The sequence below is a fragment of the Neobacillus vireti genome, from assembly GCF_036962465.1.
In the GTDB taxonomy this organism is placed as follows: domain Bacteria; phylum Bacillota; class Bacilli; order Bacillales; family Cytobacillaceae; genus Neobacillus; species Neobacillus vireti_B.
In genome coordinates this window covers 97179-116374 of sequence record NZ_JBALNF010000033.1, presented here as the reverse complement: position 1 = coordinate 116374, position 19196 = coordinate 97179, and the positions used below count along the sequence as shown (strand labels likewise).

17 protein-coding genes are annotated in these 19196 nt (G+C 40.0%); all 17 read left to right on the top strand.

Annotation, left to right across the window (positions count from 1 at the left end):
- Positions 1–260 precede the first annotated feature (260 nt).
- Entirely contained in the window at positions 261–1226 is a 966-nt protein-coding gene (locus tag V7077_RS15505; RefSeq protein ID WP_335503438.1) for a nuclease-related domain-containing protein, read from the top strand.
- 65 nt (positions 1227–1291) lie between these two features.
- Positions 1292–2059 (top strand): delta-lactam-biosynthetic de-N-acetylase, encoded by a 768-nt coding sequence (gene pdaA / locus V7077_RS15500; RefSeq protein WP_335503435.1) that lies wholly within the window; start codon positions 1292–1294, stop codon positions 2057–2059.
- Positions 2060–2215: 156 nt separating this feature from the next.
- Positions 2216–3022: an amino acid ABC transporter substrate-binding protein gene (locus V7077_RS15495; RefSeq protein WP_335503432.1), complete on the top strand. Its 807-nt coding sequence runs from the start codon at positions 2216–2218 to the stop codon at positions 3020–3022.
- 17 nt (positions 3023–3039) lie between these two features.
- The gene (locus tag V7077_RS15490; protein WP_335503534.1) at positions 3040–3720 is read left to right on the top strand and encodes an amino acid ABC transporter permease; all 681 of its coding nucleotides are present in this window, start codon (positions 3040–3042) and stop codon (positions 3718–3720) included.
- A 17-nt stretch (positions 3721–3737) separates the two neighbouring features.
- Complete coding sequence (locus V7077_RS15485) at positions 3738–4484, top strand: amino acid ABC transporter ATP-binding protein (RefSeq protein ID WP_335503429.1); 747 nt, start codon at positions 3738–3740, stop codon at positions 4482–4484.
- A gap of 231 nt (positions 4485–4715) precedes the next feature.
- Entirely contained in the window at positions 4716–6104 is a 1389-nt protein-coding gene (rlmD, locus tag V7077_RS15480; RefSeq protein WP_335503426.1) for a 23S rRNA (uracil(1939)-C(5))-methyltransferase RlmD, read from the top strand.
- A gap of 230 nt (positions 6105–6334) precedes the next feature.
- The gene (locus tag V7077_RS15475) at positions 6335–8662 is read left to right on the top strand and encodes a helix-turn-helix domain-containing protein (RefSeq protein WP_335503424.1); all 2328 of its coding nucleotides are present in this window, start codon (positions 6335–6337) and stop codon (positions 8660–8662) included.
- Positions 8663–8865: 203 nt separating this feature from the next.
- Complete coding sequence (locus V7077_RS15470; RefSeq protein WP_335503421.1) at positions 8866–10056, top strand: glycine C-acetyltransferase; 1191 nt, start codon at positions 8866–8868, stop codon at positions 10054–10056.
- Between the two features lie 110 nt (positions 10057–10166).
- A complete protein-coding gene (locus tag V7077_RS15465) occupies positions 10167–11144 on the top strand; it encodes an L-threonine 3-dehydrogenase (RefSeq protein WP_335503418.1) in 978 nt (325 codons plus the stop codon).
- A gap of 55 nt (positions 11145–11199) precedes the next feature.
- Positions 11200–12603 carry an amino acid permease gene (locus V7077_RS15460; RefSeq protein ID WP_335503415.1) on the top strand — a complete coding sequence of 468 codons (1404 nt, stop codon included), beginning with the start codon at positions 11200–11202 and terminating at the stop codon, positions 12601–12603.
- A gap of 31 nt (positions 12604–12634) precedes the next feature.
- Positions 12635–14239: an L-serine ammonia-lyase, iron-sulfur-dependent, subunit alpha gene (gene sdaAA / locus V7077_RS15455; RefSeq protein ID WP_335503412.1), complete on the top strand. Its 1605-nt coding sequence runs from the start codon at positions 12635–12637 to the stop codon at positions 14237–14239.
- Between the two features lie 489 nt (positions 14240–14728).
- Positions 14729–15295: a TetR/AcrR family transcriptional regulator gene (locus tag V7077_RS15450; RefSeq protein WP_335503408.1), complete on the top strand. Its 567-nt coding sequence runs from the start codon at positions 14729–14731 to the stop codon at positions 15293–15295.
- 64 nt (positions 15296–15359) lie between these two features.
- Complete coding sequence (locus V7077_RS15445; protein WP_335503406.1) at positions 15360–16208, top strand: SDR family oxidoreductase; 849 nt, start codon at positions 15360–15362, stop codon at positions 16206–16208.
- A 462-nt stretch (positions 16209–16670) separates the two neighbouring features.
- A complete protein-coding gene (locus V7077_RS15440) occupies positions 16671–16829 on the top strand; it encodes a DUF1540 domain-containing protein (protein WP_335503403.1) in 159 nt (52 codons plus the stop codon).
- A 104-nt stretch (positions 16830–16933) separates the two neighbouring features.
- Positions 16934–17716 carry a transporter substrate-binding domain-containing protein gene (locus tag V7077_RS15435; protein ID WP_335503400.1) on the top strand — a complete coding sequence of 261 codons (783 nt, stop codon included), beginning with the start codon at positions 16934–16936 and terminating at the stop codon, positions 17714–17716.
- Between the two features lie 35 nt (positions 17717–17751).
- Positions 17752–18417, top strand: coding sequence for an amino acid ABC transporter permease (locus tag V7077_RS15430; RefSeq protein ID WP_335503399.1), 666 nt, complete (start codon positions 17752–17754; stop codon positions 18415–18417).
- Positions 18418–18429: 12 nt separating this feature from the next.
- On the top strand, positions 18430–19173 hold the full coding sequence (locus V7077_RS15425) for an amino acid ABC transporter ATP-binding protein (RefSeq protein ID WP_335503395.1): 744 nt from the start codon (positions 18430–18432) through the stop codon (positions 19171–19173).
- Positions 19174–19196 lie beyond the last annotated feature (23 nt).

Genomic DNA, 19196 nt, shown 5'->3' with positions numbered 1-19196 from the left:
AGAGGTTTGGGGATAGGCGTTAGTGTGGCGCCTGTCCTCTTTTTTTGTGGTGGGGGAGGGTAATTGTTAATATATCCTGAAATTTGTTAAAAAGCATTGGATTTTGTTAATAACTACGCGGAATTTGTTAATATCGACGAATTTTTGTTAATATCACCGGAAAAATTGTTATTAACGCGTTAAAGCACATATAAAACGGAGCAGGAATCTTTCAAAAACGTGTCGAAATAGATAAAAAATGATCTAAAGGAGGGAAAAATTTGTTTGATCTACCCTTAATTAAACCGATAACCCTGATGCAGGCAGAGGCTGCTCAAAGAAGACTGCCAAGGAACCATCCATTGATGGATGAAGTGGAATTGAAAATCAAGAAACTAGCTTCAGGATACAGAGGAGAGAAAACGCTAAATTATTTTCTTGGATTACTCCCCGAAAAAAGTTATCATATTTTCCATGGCCTTCGTCTACCTGCTCAAAATTCCTTCTTTCAAATTGATGCACTCCTTCTATCCCCAAAACTAATCATCCTCCTAGAGTCAAAAAACTATTCAGGAACCCTTACTTTAGAAAAACACCAGTTAAAACAAGAAATCAATAATACACAAATGATTTATGATAACCCAATTGCACAAGTTAATCGACATAAAATCCTTCTGCAATACTTTTTTCAAAAATATCAAATTCCTCCCATTCCGATTGAAAGGGTAGTTGTTTTCACGAATTCATCAGCAAGGGTCAAGATAGCGGATGGATACTATGAGGCTGAAAAATACATTTGCAAAGCAAGCAACCTTTTGATGAAAATGAAGGAATTGGAGAAATACTACTCTAAGGAACAAGTTGATCAAAAAGTTATAGGAAAAATAAGGAGACTACTATTGAGCAAACACACACCATTTAGATCTGATTTTTTACAAACGCTTGGTATTAATAAAGGTGACATATTACCAGGCTTCCTTTGTTCGTTTTGTCTAATCGTACCAATGGAATATTACCGGAACAAATGGATTTGCCCCTCTTGCCAGCAAATTTCTAAAGAATCCTGCAAAGAAGCAATAAAGGATTACTTTCTTCTCGTTAATACCTCCATTACAAATTCGGAACTACGAGAATTTCTTCAACTCCCCACAAAAAGGTCCGCTGCTTATCAATTAGAACTTCTTAAATTCCCTTCAACCGGTACGAAAAAAGGGCGCATCTACCACCCCCCTAAAGATTTCCTATAAATACTAATTATCCTTTTCCCTTTAATAACAAAAACTAAAATAAATTAAAAATAGGGGGAACATGGATGAAACGCTTAATCACCTTTCTTGCCATCATGTGCTTATTAATCCCGACAAGTACCTATGCGGCGGTATCTAACCAGCCGATTAACTGGGGATTTAAAAAAGCCCAAAACGAGATTCCGCCGGAAGCGGGTGCTCAGTATGACCAGCTGCTGGCAAAATACGGGGCTTTTTACAAAGGCGATCCTAACTCAAAGCTTTTATATCTTACCTTTGACAGCGGTTATGAAAATGGATACACACCAAAAATTCTTGAAATCTTAAAAAAAGAAAAAGTTCCAGCAACCTTTTTCGTGACGGGACACTTTCTAAACTCACAGCCTGCCCTTGCCAAGCAGATGGTAAAAGAAGGACATATCATCGGCAATCATTCCTGGAGCCATCCGGATTTTACAGCCGTCGGTGATACGAAAATCCGGGAAGAGCTTCAAAAAGTAAAGCTTAAAACACAAGAAGTTACCGGGCAAAAAGGAATGAAGTATCTTCGCCCGCCCCGTGGTGTATTTAGCGAAAGGACCATGAAAATTGCCAAAGAAGAGGGATATACCCATGTCTTCTGGTCACTTGCGTTTGTTGATTGGAATATTAATCAGCAAAAAGGCTGGCAGTATTCATACAATAATATTATGAAGCAAATTCACCCAGGCTGTGTTCTCCTGCTTCATTCTGTTTCTAAAGATAATGCGGATGCATTAGAACAAGCAATTAAAGATTTGAAAAAGAGGGGCTATAAATTCAAAAGCCTTGATGATTTTCCTAAACCGAAATAAACCAGCAAAGCCGAATTCAACTGAATTCGGCTTTGCGTATTCTACCCGTCATAAAAATAGCCTTTTAAGATAGTTAAATTATTTTATTGACATAATAGAATTTCTGGATTATTGTAAGAAAATAAACAATACCGATAAGAATATGGGGGATTAATTGTGAAGAAATATTTACTATCTTTTTTAAGCATACTTTTATTGTTTGCACTAGCTGCATGTAACAATACAGAGAAAAAGAATGATTCAGCATCAACTGCTAATAAATCACTTTATGATCAAATTAAAGCGAAAGGTGAAGTAACCATAGGTACTGAAGGTACTTATGCTCCATTTACTTTTCATGATAGTAACGATAAATTAACTGGTTTTGATATTGAAGTTGCGACAGAAGTATTTAAGCGTCTAAACATTAAGCCTAAATTTATTGAAACAAAATGGGACGGAATGATTGCCGGCCTTGATGCAAAACGTTATGATATGGTTGCCAATGAAGTTGCGGTCCGCCCTGAACGCCTTGAAAAATATGATATGTCAGATCCTTATATCGCTTCAAAGGCTGTATTAATTGTAGGGTCAGATAATAATACGATTAAATCGCTTGATGATTTGAAGGGTAAAAAAGTTGGACAATCACTAGATAGTAATTACCGTGTCATTGCTGAAAAACATGGCGCAACTAATACAGTGGTTGAAGGTTTTAACCAAGCAATTGATTTGATTACATCTAAACGAATTGATGGAACTATTAATGATAGCCTTTCTTATTTAGATCTAAAGAAACAACGTCCTGATTTACCAATTAAGGTTGTTTATACAGAGCCAAACGCTACACAAAATGCTTTCTTATTCCGTAAAGATAACCCTGAATTAGTTAAGGCTGTAAATAAGGCATTAGCAGATATGAAAAAAGACGGAACCTACTTGAAAATTTCCAAGAAATACTTTGGAGAAGATGTTTCTAAGTAAAGGATTGATTCAAATTGATGGCAGATGATCGTTTACATCGGATAATGGGAATCCTAAGTGATTCCTTTTTTCCACTTTTAAAAGCGGGATTGTATTTTACAATCCCTTTAACATTGATTTCCTTTGTATTGGGGATAATTCTTGCTTTCTTGACTGCTTTAGCACGACTGTCGAGTATAAAGCAATTGAATGCAATTGCAAGATTTTATTTGTGGATTTTCCGCGGCACACCATTATTAGTTCAGCTTTTTATCCTTTTTTATGGATTGCCAAGCATGGGAATCACGTTAAATCCATTTCCGGCAGCAGTCATCGGCTTTACCCTAAATGTAGGTGCGTACAGCTCTGAAATCATTCGCGCCGCTATCCAATCCATCCCAAAAGGACAATGGGAGGCTGCATTTTCAATTGGAATGACAAAGTCGAAGGCAATGAGAAGAATTATCTTGCCGCAAGCTGTAAGAGTATCCCTGCCGCCGCTTGGGAATTCCTTTATCAGTCTTGTGAAAGATACCTCCTTAGCAGCGACGATTACCGTTACAGAAATGTTTCAAAAAGGTCAACAAATTGCTTCAGTTACGTATGAACCTCTATGGTTATATATTGAAGTGGCATTCATTTATTTGATTTTTTGTACCTTCCTATCTAATCTACAATCAAAGCTTGAGCGACGGTATGAAAAAGGTGTTGCTCGATAATGGAAGGAGGAAGATCTATGATTTCAGTTGAAAAAGTGGCTAAGCGATTTGGAGAATTAGAGGTCCTTCGCGGAATTAATTTATCCATCGAGAAAGGCAAGACGGCCGTTATTATCGGTCCTTCCGGTTCAGGCAAGACGACATTCTTGCGCTGTTTAAATTTACTAGAAATGCCTGAGTCAGGGAAAATAACTTTAGGCGATAAGTCGATCGATTTTTCCGGAAAAACAAAATTGTCATCTTCTACGGTAACTTCCTTTAGGCAGCAAACAGGAATGGTATTTCAAAATTATAACCTTTTTCCGCATTTAACAGCGCTAGAGAACGTAATGGAAGGCCAGGTTCATGTCTTAAAGCGGGAAAAAACAGCAGCTCGGGAGAAAGCTTTGGCTTTACTAGACAGGGTTGGTTTGCGAGATAAAGCTGATATGTATCCCCATCAATTATCTGGTGGACAACAACAACGGGTGGGGATTGCTCGTGCGATGGGGCTGGACCCGGCTGTGTTGTTATTTGACGAACCTACCTCGGCCCTTGATCCTGAACTGGTCGGTGAGGTGTTAAAGGTAATGAAAGACCTTGCTGATGAGGGCATGACCATGGTTGTGGTAACTCATGAAATGTCATTTGCTAAAAATGTCGCGGATCAGGTCATTTTTATGGACCAAGGGGTCATTGTCGAAAAAGGAACACCTGAAGAAGTATTCACTAATAATGAAAACCCAAGATTGGTTCAATTTTTAAATAAAGTGATTGGCAGATAGATTAAATTGTATCTTGTAAAAGAGGCAACTAACCCATTTGGGCAGTTGCCTTTTTACGTTATTTGAAAAGGAATCAACACCTGCTATAGTAAATAATGTACTTCTACCAAGGAATTGCTTTCTTCAATATCTAGTTGCCATTCACCAAGCCAGATTCAACAGAATTCGGCTTTTCAATATAAAACATGCTATAATACAACTCAAGCTTTTGAAAAATTTGGAGTGAGTATAATGAAAACCGAACAAGGTATTAAAATACAATTAAAACAAACCTTTCCGTTAACCATCAAAAGGCTCGGGATCAATGGAGAAGGTGTGGGTTATTTTAAAAAACATGTGGTCTTTGTTCCCGGGGCTCTGCCTGGTGAAGAGGTAGTAGTTGAGGCAACTAAAATCAACCCTAAATTTGCTGAGGCGAAAATCAAAAAAATTCGGGTTAAATCACCCCACCGAGTCCAGCCGCCCTGTCCGTTTTACGAGCAATGCGGCGGCTGTCAGCTTCAGCATTTACAATATGGCCAGCAGCTAAAAGAAAAACGCGATATCATTATTCAATCACTCGAACGACACACGAAGCTGAATGTGGGTAAACTTGATATTTGCGAAACGATTGGAATGGAAAATCCTTGGGGTTACCGGAATAAAAGCAGCTTCCAGGTAGCACAGAAAAATGGCAAGGTCTTGGCGGGCTTATATGGGATGAATTCCCACCAGCTAATTGATATTGAGCATTGTGCGGTCCAGCATTCACAAACAAATGAAGCAGTCACAATTGTAAAGTCGATACTTCAGGACTTGCAAATCCCTATATATAATGAAAAAACGAGAAAAGGGATCGTAAGAACCATTGTTGCCCGTGTTGGAGTGGAAACAGGCGAGCTGCAGGTAGTCCTGATTACCACCCAAAAGGAATTGCCTAAAAAGGATTCTATTATTGAGGAAATACAAAAAAGGCTCCCTAAAGTGAAATCAATTGTTCAAAATATTAATGGGGAAAAAACATCGCTTATTTTTGGGGCAGAAACCCTTGCTCTTGCAGGGGAAGAATTTATCCAGGAAACGCTAGGTGATTTACAATTTGAGTTATCAGCGAGGACGTTTTTTCAGCTGAATCCGATTCAAACCGTCAAGCTCTATAATGAGGTTAAACATGCAGCAGCCCTGACTGGAAAAGAAAAGGTTGTCGATGCCTACTGTGGTGTCGGGACAATTGGTTTATGGCTTGCTGACCAGGCAGCAGAGGTCCGCGGTATGGACGTGATCCCTGAATCGATTGATGATGCAAAAAAAAATGCCAAGCGTCACGGGTTTACTAATACAAAATATGTTCCGGGTAAAGCGGAAGAGGTATTGCCAAAATGGGTCAAAAAAGGTTGGAAACCGGATGTAATTGTTGTTGATCCACCAAGGACGGGATTAGACAACCAGCTCCTTCAAACCATTTTGCAGGTAAAGCCGGAGAAGCTTATTTATGTATCTTGTAATCCTTCTACCTTAGCAAAGGACATTCAAACATTAAGTTCAAAATATGAGGTGAAATATATTCAACCTGTGGACATGTTCCCACACACCGCGCATGTGGAGTGTGTTTCGCAACTCATTTTAAAAGTAGGCAGCTAACCCTACATTGGATGTTCCCTTTTCATGTTTCTTGTAACGATTAACGTTTTTTGATTTAGCTTGTTCATTAGAGCATTAAAAAAATTCTATGTTCTTGTCCGACATTGCTTATAGTTTGTACGTCAATAAACGTCTCCCTCTGAATAATGAACTAAAAGGCTAGAGTTAAGGCTCTAGTCTATTCTTTATGTGTATAGCACGTTTTTAATCTAATCCTGAGGTGAATGTTCATGAACCGGTCAATAAAAGATAATTCTTATCAAATAAGTTTACAAAACATTGAATATTCCTCACACCATATCCATTTAGGAATTGAGATTCTTCTTGTAATAAGGGGAGAAATTGAGCTTACGGTCAATCAACAATCCTTTCACTTAGCTGAAAATGATCTACTGCTTATTAACACGAATGATATACGCTCTATTAAGGGGAATAAGGAGAATGTGGTCTTATCGTTACAAATCCCCTTGGATCTAATCGAGCCGCATTATCCAAATATTCAAGAGTGCTACTTTATCTGCAATTCATCGAAAGAGGGGAACGGGCTGTATCTGCTTTTTGATCAAATCCGCCAACTAATGGCGAAAATTTTGATTGCCTATTATCAAAAGCAGGATGGAAGTGAGATCGAGATTAACGGACTGATTTTTCAGTTAGTTACACTGTTGATTCGAAATTTTAAAACAACACACATCGGAAGTCATCAATTCACCGAAATGAAGGATGAAAGAATTAGAGAGCTCCTGGCTTTTATCGAAAGAAACTATCGCAAACCGATATCATTGGAGGAAATCGCCAAGCAGCAGTATTTGTCTCTTTATTATTTATCGCGTTATTTTAAGCAGGAAGTTGGGGTTAGTTTCTCCCAATATATCAAAAATGTTCGTTTGAAATCAGCAGTTCATGAGCTCCTGTATACCGACCATAACATTCTGCAGATTTCGCTGAATAATGGTTTTCCCAATGTGAAGGCGTTTAATAAGGCTTTTAAAGAAATGTACCAGCAAACGCCTACTGAATATCGCAGCCTTCATAAAGTGGAACCGATGGCTGTCGAGGAAATGAAACATGAAACGGAACAATATACTATACTGCAATCGCCGAATTTTTTAATGGAAATCAGTAAATACATTTCAGGAAATGAGAAGAGCACTACGCTGATGGAACCAGCTGCTTCAGCCGTATATGTGGACCTGCCGCAGGAGCCCATTTTTATCAAAGAAAAAGCAGTAAAGGTACTGGTGATTGGGCAGCTGGAATATGCTTTGCATGAAGAGGTGCAGGCAGACTTAAAGATAATTCAAGAGGAACTTGGATTTGACTATATCTATTTTACGAACCTTTTTTCGGACAGCTTTGCGATGACAACGCCCCTTTATCAAATCGGCGGGCAATTTTATCAGATGGATGCTTTATTCACCCGCTTTCAGCAATTAGGGTTGGTTCCTTTCATTCGCGTAGAGATTGAAAAGGAAGTGGAAAGCAGTTCTGAATATCTTAAAAAGCTAGATGAATTCTTACAGCACAGTCTTAGTTATTTTGGCAGTGCTTTTGTAGGCAAATGGCGGTTTGAATTGGTTTTGACGAAATGGGGGGAAACAGCAAAGAGCTTTTATCAAGATTTTTATCAAATTGTTAAAAAGCGGGCTTCTGCCGCAAAAGTGGGACTTCATGTGCCGTTTTCTTTAGGAAAAGCTATACCCGTTCCTGCTGCTGATTTTTTAAACCAAATTTCCGGTCGTTGTGACCTGGTCTGCTTCACCTGCAATCCGAATGAAGAAGTGGATTTTACTGATATGGATAATCTTACTTTTGAAGGAGTAAAAAATTATGTAAAGAAAGCTTGCAGCAGATTAAAGGAATGCTTATCGACTGCGGGTTTGGAGGAGATTCCAATTTTTCTTACGGATTGGAATACGCTATATGGAAATACGATGGATTTAAGCGGCACCTTTTTCCGTTCAGCACTTATTTTTAAAGAAATGCTGGATGCGATGAAGGAAATTACCGGTTTGGGGTTTTGGATTGATACCCACTCGCTGGAAAAAAATAATCTGGATCAAGACCATATTGCCATGAATGGAATTGCTCTTCTTTATTATTATCAAATTAAACGCCCTGCTTATTTTAATATCCAACTAATGAAAAAAATGGACTTGAGGATTTTAGCTGAAGGTGAGGATTTTGTCATGACAATGGGGGAAAGCGGCTATCAATTGGCCGTTTTTAACCCCTCCTATATCAATCCTTCTTATTCGGTCGAGAGTTTCTTTTTGCAATCCATCACAAAGGAAAAGAAAGTGGTGATTTCGGGATTACCGCCTGGACGTTACCAAATTCGCAAGCATGTTCTTGATCAAAATAACGGCGAATTTTATATTAACTGGATAAATTTGCAGCATCAGGATATTTACGACCAGGAGGTCATTTCTTTTATCAAGCAAGGAACCCGCCCGGATCTGCAAATTTATGAGGAAAAAGTGGAGGTAGAGCTTTATTTACAATCCACCCTGACCTTTAACGCTTTTCATCTCTTTGAAATTAAGCCATTAAGTTAAAACTTAATGGTCTTTTTTTGTGGTTGAATGTGACAAAATTGTGAAGGAGGGCAAATATGGGTGATACATACAACAAAGATGGGAATGTTAATCGACAAAAAACGATATAAACTAAGTATATGAAAACGTTTCCAATCTAACTCTTCTTAATCGAGAATAGAGAGAAATTCCCACTGAAAAGTTAATCGATGGAGGTTTATACGATGTCAAGAAAAGTTTTAGAAGAGATATTAACTCCCCAGCTGCAAGAGCTGCATGAGAAAGGGCTATATAACGTCATTGATACAGTAGAGGGAGCTAATGGCCCAATCGTGACAATCAATGGCAAAGAAGTTATCAATATGTCGTCCAACAATTACCTTGGATTAGCAAACAATGAAAGATTAATCCAAAAGGCGAACGAAGCCACAAAACAGTATGGTGTGGGTGCTGGTGCCGTCCGGACAATCAATGGAACGATGACCATTCATAATGAATTGGAAAAAAGGATTGCCGAATTTAAGCATACGGAAGCAGCGATTGCGTTCCAGTCAGGATTTAATTGCAATATGGGCGCAATCTCGGCAGTCATGACGAAGAAGGACGCGATTATTTCTGATGAATTAAATCACGCATCTATTATTGATGGCTGCCGTTTGTCCGGAGCAAAAATCCTTCGAGTCAAGCATCAGGACATGGATGATTTAAGGCGGGTTGCAAAAGAAGCAGTCGAAAGCGGCGCCTATGAAAAAATTATGTATATTACCGATGGTGTTTTTTCAATGGATGGGGATGTTGGAAAGCTTCCAGAAATCGTGGAAATCGCCGAAGAATATGGTTTGCTTACATATGTTGATGACGCACATGGATCAGGCGTTATGGGGAATGGGGCCGGCACGGTTAAACATTTTGGCCTTTCCGATCAAATAGATTTTCAAATTGGAACGCTTTCCAAGGCTATTGGTGTCGTGGGCGGCTATGTGGCCGGTACCCAGCAATTGATTGATTGGTTAAAAGTGCGCGCCCGTCCATTTTTATTTTCAACATCGCTTACACCAGGAGCTGCTGCTGCCTGCATTGAAGCCATTAACATCATGACGGAATCAACAGAGAGAGTCGATCAGCTATGGGAAAATGGCAGCTATTTAAAAGAAGGCTTGAAAAATTTAGGGTTTGATATTGGCCATTCAGAAACACCGATTACACCATGTATTATCGGAGACGAAACATTAACGCAGCAATTTTCCCGCCGTCTAATGGAAGAGGGAGTTTACGCCAAAGCCATCACCTTCCCGACAGTGCCAAAAGGAACAGGCAGGGTGCGCAATATGCCGACTGCAGCCCATACAAAAGAAATGCTGGACCAAGTGCTTGCTGTATATGGAAAAGTTGGAAAAGAGCTGGGCGTCATCTAAGTGTAGAAGATAAACAGGGGAGGGCCGTGTTTCCGGAATAGGTCCCTCTCTGTTAAAACTTGATACCATGTGTTCATTATATAAGGGAAATACTAAGGAGGTTGTTTACGGTGAAAAAAATTCTTGTGACTGGAAGCTTAGGTCAAATCGGTTCAGAGTTAACGTTGAGACTTAGGGAACTTTACGGAGAGACAAATGTCCTTGCTACTGATATCCGCCATGTTGATGGCAACCCAGTGGTGGAAAATGGCTTATTTGATACATTGGATGTGCTGGATGGAGAGAAAATGCAAAAGTTGGTCAATGACTATCAGATTGATACGATTATCCATTTGGCAGCGCTGCTATCGGCCACAGCTGAGAAAAAACCGCTGCTAGCCTGGAATTTAAATATGGGCGGGCTGGTAAATGCACTCGAGGTGGCGCGGAATTCCAATGCACAGTTCTTTACACCAAGCTCGATTGGCGCTTTTGGTCTATCTACGCCAAAAGACAATACGCCTCAGGATACAATCCAACGGCCAAACACGATGTACGGTGTCACCAAAGTCAGCGCCGAATTACTATGTGACTATTATTTTGCAAAATTTGGCGTCGATACCCGCGGTGTCCGCTTCCCTGGATTGATTTCCTACAAAACACTACCGGGCGGAGGAACGACAGACTATGCGGTTGATATCTACTATGAAGCATTAAAGAACAAAAAATATACGTCCTATATTGCGAAAGGCACTTACATGGATATGATGTATATTCCAGATGCGATTGATTCGATTATCAAACTAATGGAAGCGGATTCATCCAGATTAAAACATCGAAATGCCTTTAATATTACCGCGATGAGCTTTGAACCTGAAGAAATTGCTGCTTCCATCAGGAAATTTATACCGGAATTTACGATGGATTATCAAGTGGATCCAGTTCGGCAGCAGATTGCCGACTCTTGGCCAAACTCCATTGATGTGACCGCTGCCAGAGAGGAATGGGATTTTAATCCGCGGTACGATTTAGACCATATGACAAAATCAATGCTCGAAAACTTAGCCAAAAAGCTGGACATTCCATTTCGGGAACCTATATTTGTTTAATGGAAGGAAAACATAAGAAGAAAAGGTTTAAATACAAGGGGAAAGAGGGAAGTTTATGTCAAAAAACCAGGAATTAAAGCGCGGGCTTAAGTCGCGTCATATTCAAATGATTGCTTTGGGTGGTACGATCGGTGTTGGTTTATTTATGGGTTCGACCAGTACAATTAAATGGACGGGTCCATCGGTTATGATTGCCTATGCAGTTGCCGGCCTCTTCTTATTTTTCATCATGCGCTCGATGGGGGAAATGCTTTATTTGGAACCAACCACCGGTTCATTTGCTGACCTCGGCAATAAATATATCCATCCTTTGGCTGGCTATTTGACAGCTTGGAGCTATTGGTTCCAATGGATCACTGTCGGCATGTCGGAAATCATCGCGGTTGGTGCGTATATGCATTATTGGTTCCCGCATCTGCCAACATGGGTCCCTGGGGTGGTCGCGATGGTGATTCTGGGCATTGCCAATATGATTTCGGTTAAAAACTTTGGTGAATTTGAATTCTGGTTCTCATTAATTAAAGTGTTAACGATTGTCTTCATGATTATTGCTGGTATTGGCATTATTCTATTTGGGTTCGGAAATGGCGGTCATGCAATTGGATTTTCAAACATCTGGAAAAACGGCGGCTTTTTCACTGGGGGATTTAAAGGTTTCTTCTTTGCTCTTTCCATCGTTATCGGTGCTTATCAAGGGGTGGAACTAATAGGGATGACTGCTGGAGAGGCAGAAAATCCACAAAAAACAATTACACATGCTGTGAAAACCACCGTTTGGCGTATTTTAATTTTCTATATTGGTGCTATCTTTGTCATTGTAACCGTTTATCCTTGGAACGAGCTCAATCAGGTTGGCAGTCCGTTCGTATCGGTCTTTGCTAAAATTGGAATAACGGCTGCAGCAGGTATTATCAACTTTGTCGTCATTACGGCAGCAATGAGCGGCTGTAACAGCGGCATCTTCAGCGCCACACGAATGCTTTACGCATTGGCGAAAAATGGACAGGCACCAAAGATTTTTGCTAAATTATCGGAAAATAAAGTTCCTGTTTATTCAACCATAACAGTTTTATTAGGTTTGGCTATTGGTGTTGTGTTAAGCTATGTTGCACCGCCATCCATCTTTGTGTATGTTTACAGTGCGAGTGTTCTTCCAGGAATGATTCCATGGTTTGTTCTGCTCATCAGTGAAATCAAATTTAGAAAAGTAAACGCTGTTGCAATGGAAACACATCCATTTAAAATGCCTCTTACACCGTACAGCAACTACGCTACCATTGTATTTTTACTGATCGTACTTGTCGGTATGGCGATCAATCCAAGCACACGCATCCCGTTAATCGCGGGAATTGGATTCCTTGCCATTATGACAGCCATTTTCTATCTGTTAAAAATGGAAAAACGCGTACCGTTAGACGAGACCGAAAACGATGAGAGTACAAAAATAAAGGCAGTATAAAAAGAAATAAAGAAAAAGGGGGACGGTTCTAATGCTTCATGCATGGGGACCGTCTTCTTTAAGGAGTGATATTATGTCTTTCACGAGTTTAAGAGAAGTAATTGAACTGGCTGAGCAGCAAAATATAACGATTGCGGAATTAATGATTCAAACTGAAGTACAGCAAAAGAGCATGCCACGGGAAGCGATTATCGAAAAAATGGCCGAGCAATTTAAGGTAATGGAAGAGGCTGTCCTTAGGGGGACGAAAAGTGCTGTCATGTCCCGTACCGGCTTGACCGGCGGCGATGGATACCGGCTTCACCAATATGCCCAAAATGGAAAATCCTTTATCAATCCGGTGACTTTAAATGCTGCAGCCAATGCACTAGCCGTATCAGAGGTCAATGCGGCAATGGGGAGGATTGTGGCGACACCGACTGCAGGCTCAGCAGGAATCTTGCCGGCAGTACTTGTTCACGCTCTGGACAGCGGAAAATTCCCACGGGAGCGGATCGTACTGTCGATGTTTACTGCCTCTGCCCTTGGTTTGGTGATTGCTAATAAAGCTTCCATATCAGGGGCTGCCGGCGGATGCCAGGCGGAAATCGGCTCAGCAACGGCGATGGCCGCTGGTACTTTAGTTGAGCTTGCCGGCGGCACTCCAAAGCAGGTTGGAAATGCCATCGGAATTGCTTTAAAAAATTCACTGGGACTAGTTTGTGATCCGGTCGCCGGGCTGGTAGAAATTCCATGTATCCTTCGGAACGGGTTACACGCAATTACAGCCCAGGCTGCGGCAGATATGGCTTTAGCAGGGGTGGTCAGCATCATTCCGCCGGATGAGGTGGTCCATGTGATGCATGAAGTCGGGCAGCAAATGCCAGAGTCGTTGCGGGAAACAGGGATTGGCGGACTTGCCGGTACTCCGACAGGAAAAAAATTAAAAGAGCAGGTTTTCGGGGGGAAAAGCAGTGGATGTGGACCGGCCCAATACCAAAGTGCCTATGAGATTATCGGACCTGTTATGGTTGGGCCATCCAGCTCTCATACCGCAGGGGCTGTCCGGATCGGCAATATTGCACGCCAGTTGTTAAACGAACAACCATTATTTGTGAGGTTTTCGTTAATGGGCTCCTTCGCCGAAACTTATCAAGGACATGGAACAGACCTGGCACTAATAGCCGGTGTGATGGGAATGACAACCATGGATGAAGGCATTCCAAAGGCTAAATCCATTGCTGAGGAAAATGGCTTACAATACGAGTTCACGAAACGGGTGCTTGGAAGCTACCATCCGAATACGGTGCTTGTAGAATTATCTGGGGCAACGCAGACTGTAAAGGTACTGGCCAGTTCTTTAGGCGGCGGCAAAGTAGAGGTTCAGGAATTGAATGATTATCCCTTAAAGTTTTCCGGTGAACGGACGACACTTGTGATTCACCATACAGACCGAAAAGGGGTCATTTCCGAGCTATCAGGTATTCTTTATCAAAAAGGGCTTAATATTGCACGTATGGCGAATGAGCGTTCAAAAATCAATGGTCCAGCGATAACGATTTGCGAAATCGACAATCAGATTGGGGAAGATCTTTTAACCACATTAAAAAACGAAATTCCAATCATTGATGAAATTTTAATAATCCAGACTAAATAAATAAGTTCGTTATGGCGGGTCTGACTCTCTGTGAGAAAAGGCATAAAAATCACTAGGGGATAGCCCTTACATTCCAAATGACATTAGAGGAAACTTCTTAAACCCCCGTAAACGTAAACTCACCAGCACCCCATGTGTTCCCGTATACAGGGACACGCTGAGTGTGTGACACAACCCATTTTAAAATAAGGCAACTAACCCAAATTTGGGAGTTGCCTTATTATATTTCCTGTAATTAATCCCAAAGCTATATTAAATGAATATGTTTTGAATGTAATCTTCTCAGCAAGATAACCAAGCAAGACTATGGAAAGGGGAGGAATTGGGCGGACTATATATTTATGAAAAAATGAAACATATAAAGGATATTCTTACTGTAGGATGCATCCAAAGTAAATTAATCAAGTGATTATAAAATTGACTATACAATTTAACTGTTATACCATATATATAGACCAATTGGTATAATGAATTAGGTGGATTAATAAAATGAGAGAAAAGGAAAATTCAAAAACTAAATTAATTAAAACCGCTTCCCTTCTTTTTCAACAGCAAGGGTATCATGCAACGGGTTTAAATCAGATCACAAAGGAGAGTGGTGCTCCTAAAGGGTCTCTATATTATCATTTTCCAGAAGGAAAGGAACAGCTTGCTATTGAATCAGTTCAATTTACTGCCAAGTTTGTGTCTGAGAGAATTGAAGACGGCTTGAAAAAGTTTTCTGATCCCATTAAAGCGATACAAAACTTTATTGTTCAAATGGCAGAGCAATTTTGTGAGGAACGTTGTAAGGAAGGAGTTCCGATTGCCTCTGTTGCACTGGAGACAGCCCTTATTAGTGACTCATTGCGTCAAGCTTGCCAAACAGCCTATGGAAACTTTCAGTATCTATTCACGGAAAAGTTATTAGATTCTGGTTATGAGGAAACAAGGGCAAAAGAGTTGGGAGTCGTCATCAATTCGATGATTGAAGGGGCATTTCTAATTTCGTTTACACTTGGAAATAATGAACCACTACTATTAGTGGCAAAACAAATACCAGTTCTTCTCCAATAACTGGTTTCTTTTTTAATTTAATTATATAGACTGGTCTAATTAAAAAATAAAGGTCGGATTTTTTATGAAAATCTTAGTGACAGGTTTTAACGGTAAAATTGGCTATGAAGTGGCAAGGAAAGCAAAAGAAATGAATTTGCAAATTGTCTGTGCAGTGAGAAATGTTGAAAAGGCAAAACAAAAATATGGAGATGATTATGAGTTTGTCAGTCTTGATTTTTCAAGACCTGAAACATTTCAAGAAGCATTAATGGGGGTGGATAGGATTTTTTTAATGTATCCGCCTGGAGACAACATTCAGTTTGCCAGTTTTATAGAGAAGGTAAAAGATCAGGAGATTAAACATATTGTCTATCTTTCCTTAAAAGATGTTCAATTCATGCCGTTTGTCCACCATTTTAAAAATGAGAAGTTAATTAAGAAGTCTAAGATTCCTTATACCTTTCTACGGGCAGGGTACTTTATGCAAAATCTGAATGATTTTATGCTGAAAGAAATTACTGAACGCCAACGTATTTTCGTCCCTGCTGGAAATGGAAAAACAAGTTTTGTGGATGCAAGAGATATTGCTGATTTAGCAGTTTTTTCACTGACCAATACAGAACAGCACAGATTTCAAAAGTATGTCATTACGGGTGATGAAGCATTAGATTTTTTTGAAGTTGCTAAAATCATGTCAGAAGTGCTAAATACTGATATTCGCTATGACAATCCTTCCATAAAAGAGTTTAAGGAGTTTATGATAAAGCATGGAGGGGATAAGGGATTCATAAACGTAGTTGTTGGGGTCCACTTCCCGACAAAATTGGGACTTGCAAAGGGAATTAAAGATGATTTCGAAAAGGTTATGAATAAGAAGCCAACCAAGATAAAAAAATACATAGAAGATTTTAAAGAGAATTGGATTTCTTAATTATGGAGGGTGGATGGGTGTTTTTTTGCAAGTGGATGAACCAGTACACCACTGATTGAACATGGATCTCGGAGAAGACATACATTACCCTAACAGCTTATGTTCGGGATAACCTGAATTTTAACCCAAAAACGAAGGAATGCGGGGGTGAAGTGGATAAACTCTGTGGAGATAAAAATCGATGTACAAAGTAATAAAATAACCTAGTGCTAGATACTAATCCCGGTTCTCATTTATAGTGAGAGCTGTTTTTTTTATGTCTAAACCCTTACTTTCTGCCTTTTATTTTATGAAAAATAGTTCTATAAATCTCGACGGAGAACTCCCAATAATTAAAAAGAATAAAAGATTCTAAATGACGTGGATGATTGGCAGTGGCAAAGCATTGGCAGTAACATCTTGTTTCAACCAACTTTGTAGGGGGTATCTAAATAGAAAATCGTTTAGAGGAGGTGGCACAATATGAAATTGGATGTGAAATGTAATGTTAAAAACTGTAAGTACTGGGCTGATGGTGACCAATGTGTAGCTGACTCCATTTATGTGGTTGGTCCACATGGCAGCAGAGAGGCTGATACTGTGGAAGAAACAGCTTGCAAAACTTTCGAGCTTCGTGAATGAAAATCAGGGGACTGCTCTTCTGCTTCACAAGCAGAAGGTCAGTCCTTTTCTTAAATGCCGGGAAAGAAACGGTATAGCTTGAACGAGAGAGGAGAAAATCAAGCATGAAAAAACGATACATAATGATTCTATCGTGCTTGTTTCTAATGGGGATGCTGACTGGCTGTATTCAAAAAGACCAGCTGGCAGATGGAACAAAGCTGATAGATAAGCAGAAATTTATTTTTGCAGCTTCAGGGGAATTTAAGCCTTTTAGTTATGTTAAAAATGATGATTTATCGATGACCGGTTTCGATATTGAGGTAGGAAACGCCGTCGGAAAAGAACTGGGCCTTGAACCAGTCCAAAAAAGGATGAAATTCAAAGGACTTATCGAGGGCATTAAAACGGGACGGGCAGACGCAGCCGTTGCCAGCCACACTATTAACCCCCAACGTGCCAAACAAGTTAATTTTTCCACACCCTACTATTACTCAGGTCCACAGATTTTCACCAGACCTGACAGCAATATTAAAACAGTAGATGACTTAAAAGGAAAAGAAGTTGCCGTAGCAAAGGGCTCCACCTATGCGGATACAGCCAAAAAGTATACCAGCAATATAAAAATGTATGACAGTGATATTACGGCATTAAAAGCGCTAAGTATTGGCCGGCATGACGCCGTTATTACTGATTTTGTCACTGGTAAAAGTGCAAAAAAGGAAGGATTCAAAATTCAGGGGCAGCATTTGATCGAGCGAAGCGAGCAGGCAATTGTTATTCCGAAGGATAATCCAATCCTGCTCAAGCGGGTTAATGATGCACTTCAAAAACTTCGTAACGATGGAACACTATCACGGATCAGTCAAAAGTATTTTGGTGAGGATATTACGAAAAAACCAGAATAATAGATTGATCATTAGAAAGAAAGGATGTTGTTATTTTGCCTAGTTTTTCTCACTTTTTACATACATTGATCAGCAGCAAAAATCTTTTCATAGATGCAGCGCTGTTGACGTTAAAGCTAACGGTTGTCTCTATTTTAATTGGAATTTTATTCGGATTATTTTTTGCTCTTTTAAAAATATCAAGGATTAAAGTATTGGGCTATATTTCAAATGCGTATGTATTCCTTGTAAGGGGAACTCCACTCATTGTCCAGATTTTTATTCTGTATTTTGGCTTCAGCGGAATATTTCTCATTCCTGACTTTTGGGCGGCGGCTCTTGCACTTGCCTTCCATAACGGTGCCTATATTGCAGAAATTTTTCGGGGGACGATTCAATCCATTGATAAAGGACAAATGGAAGCGGCACGCTCTCTCGGCATGACCAGAATACTAGCCATGCGCCGTATCATACTTCCACAGGCTTTCAAGCGGGCACTGCCTCCCCTGGGAAACCAATTTATTATTGGACTTAAGGATTCATCTCTGGCAGCCTTTATTTCCATGAATGAACTGTTCAATGTCTCGACGACACTGGGTTCCAATAATTTCGATGAAATGACCTACTTGTTAATAGTAGCCGTTTATTATCTCATACTTGTTGCAGTATTAACGATGCTGGTGAGTCTGTTCGAAAAGAGATTGGCAGTTAGTGATCGATAGGAGGACGAGAAAGTGAATGAACGAGAAATGATAAAAATAGAAAACTTACATAAATCTTATGGCAATTTACATGTATTAAAAGATATAAGCATGTCTGTGTATGAAAGTGAAGTTGTCTGCTTGGTCGGAGCATCTGGCTCTGGTAAAAGTACGCTGCTGCGATGCCTGAACTTTTTAGAAAAAAGGGAAGGTGGGAGAATTTCAATCCATGGGGAAGAGATTAGCCCAGAAAAACACAATATTAATAATGTCCGCCAAAAGGTGGGGATGGTTTTCCAGCACTTTAATCTATTCCCGCATAAAACTGTCCTTGAAAATGTCATTGAAGCACCCATCATGGTAAAAAAAATCTCAAAAGACCAGGCCATTGCTGAAGCAAAGGAGTTGCTCCAAAAGGTGGGTCTTCTTGACAAGGCAGATGTTTATCCAAGCAAATTGTCAGGCGGTCAAAAGCAGCGTGTGGCAATTGCCAGGTCATTGGCAATGAAGCCCGATATCATGCTTTTTGATGAACCGACATCTGCCCTTGATCCTCAGCTTGTTGGTGAGGTTTTGGCAACCATGAAGGAGTTAGCCGATGAAGGAATGACCATGGTAGTAGTTACGCATGAAATGGGCTTTGCCCGCGAGGTTGCTGATTGGATTGTCTTCATGGACGATGGTAGAATTATCGAAAGAAATCGGCCAGATGAATTCTTTGATCATCCTAAAGAGGAACGTACAAAAGAATTCCTCCAATCAACCATGTTAAAGTAATCAAGCTAAAGCTCCGATAGTGA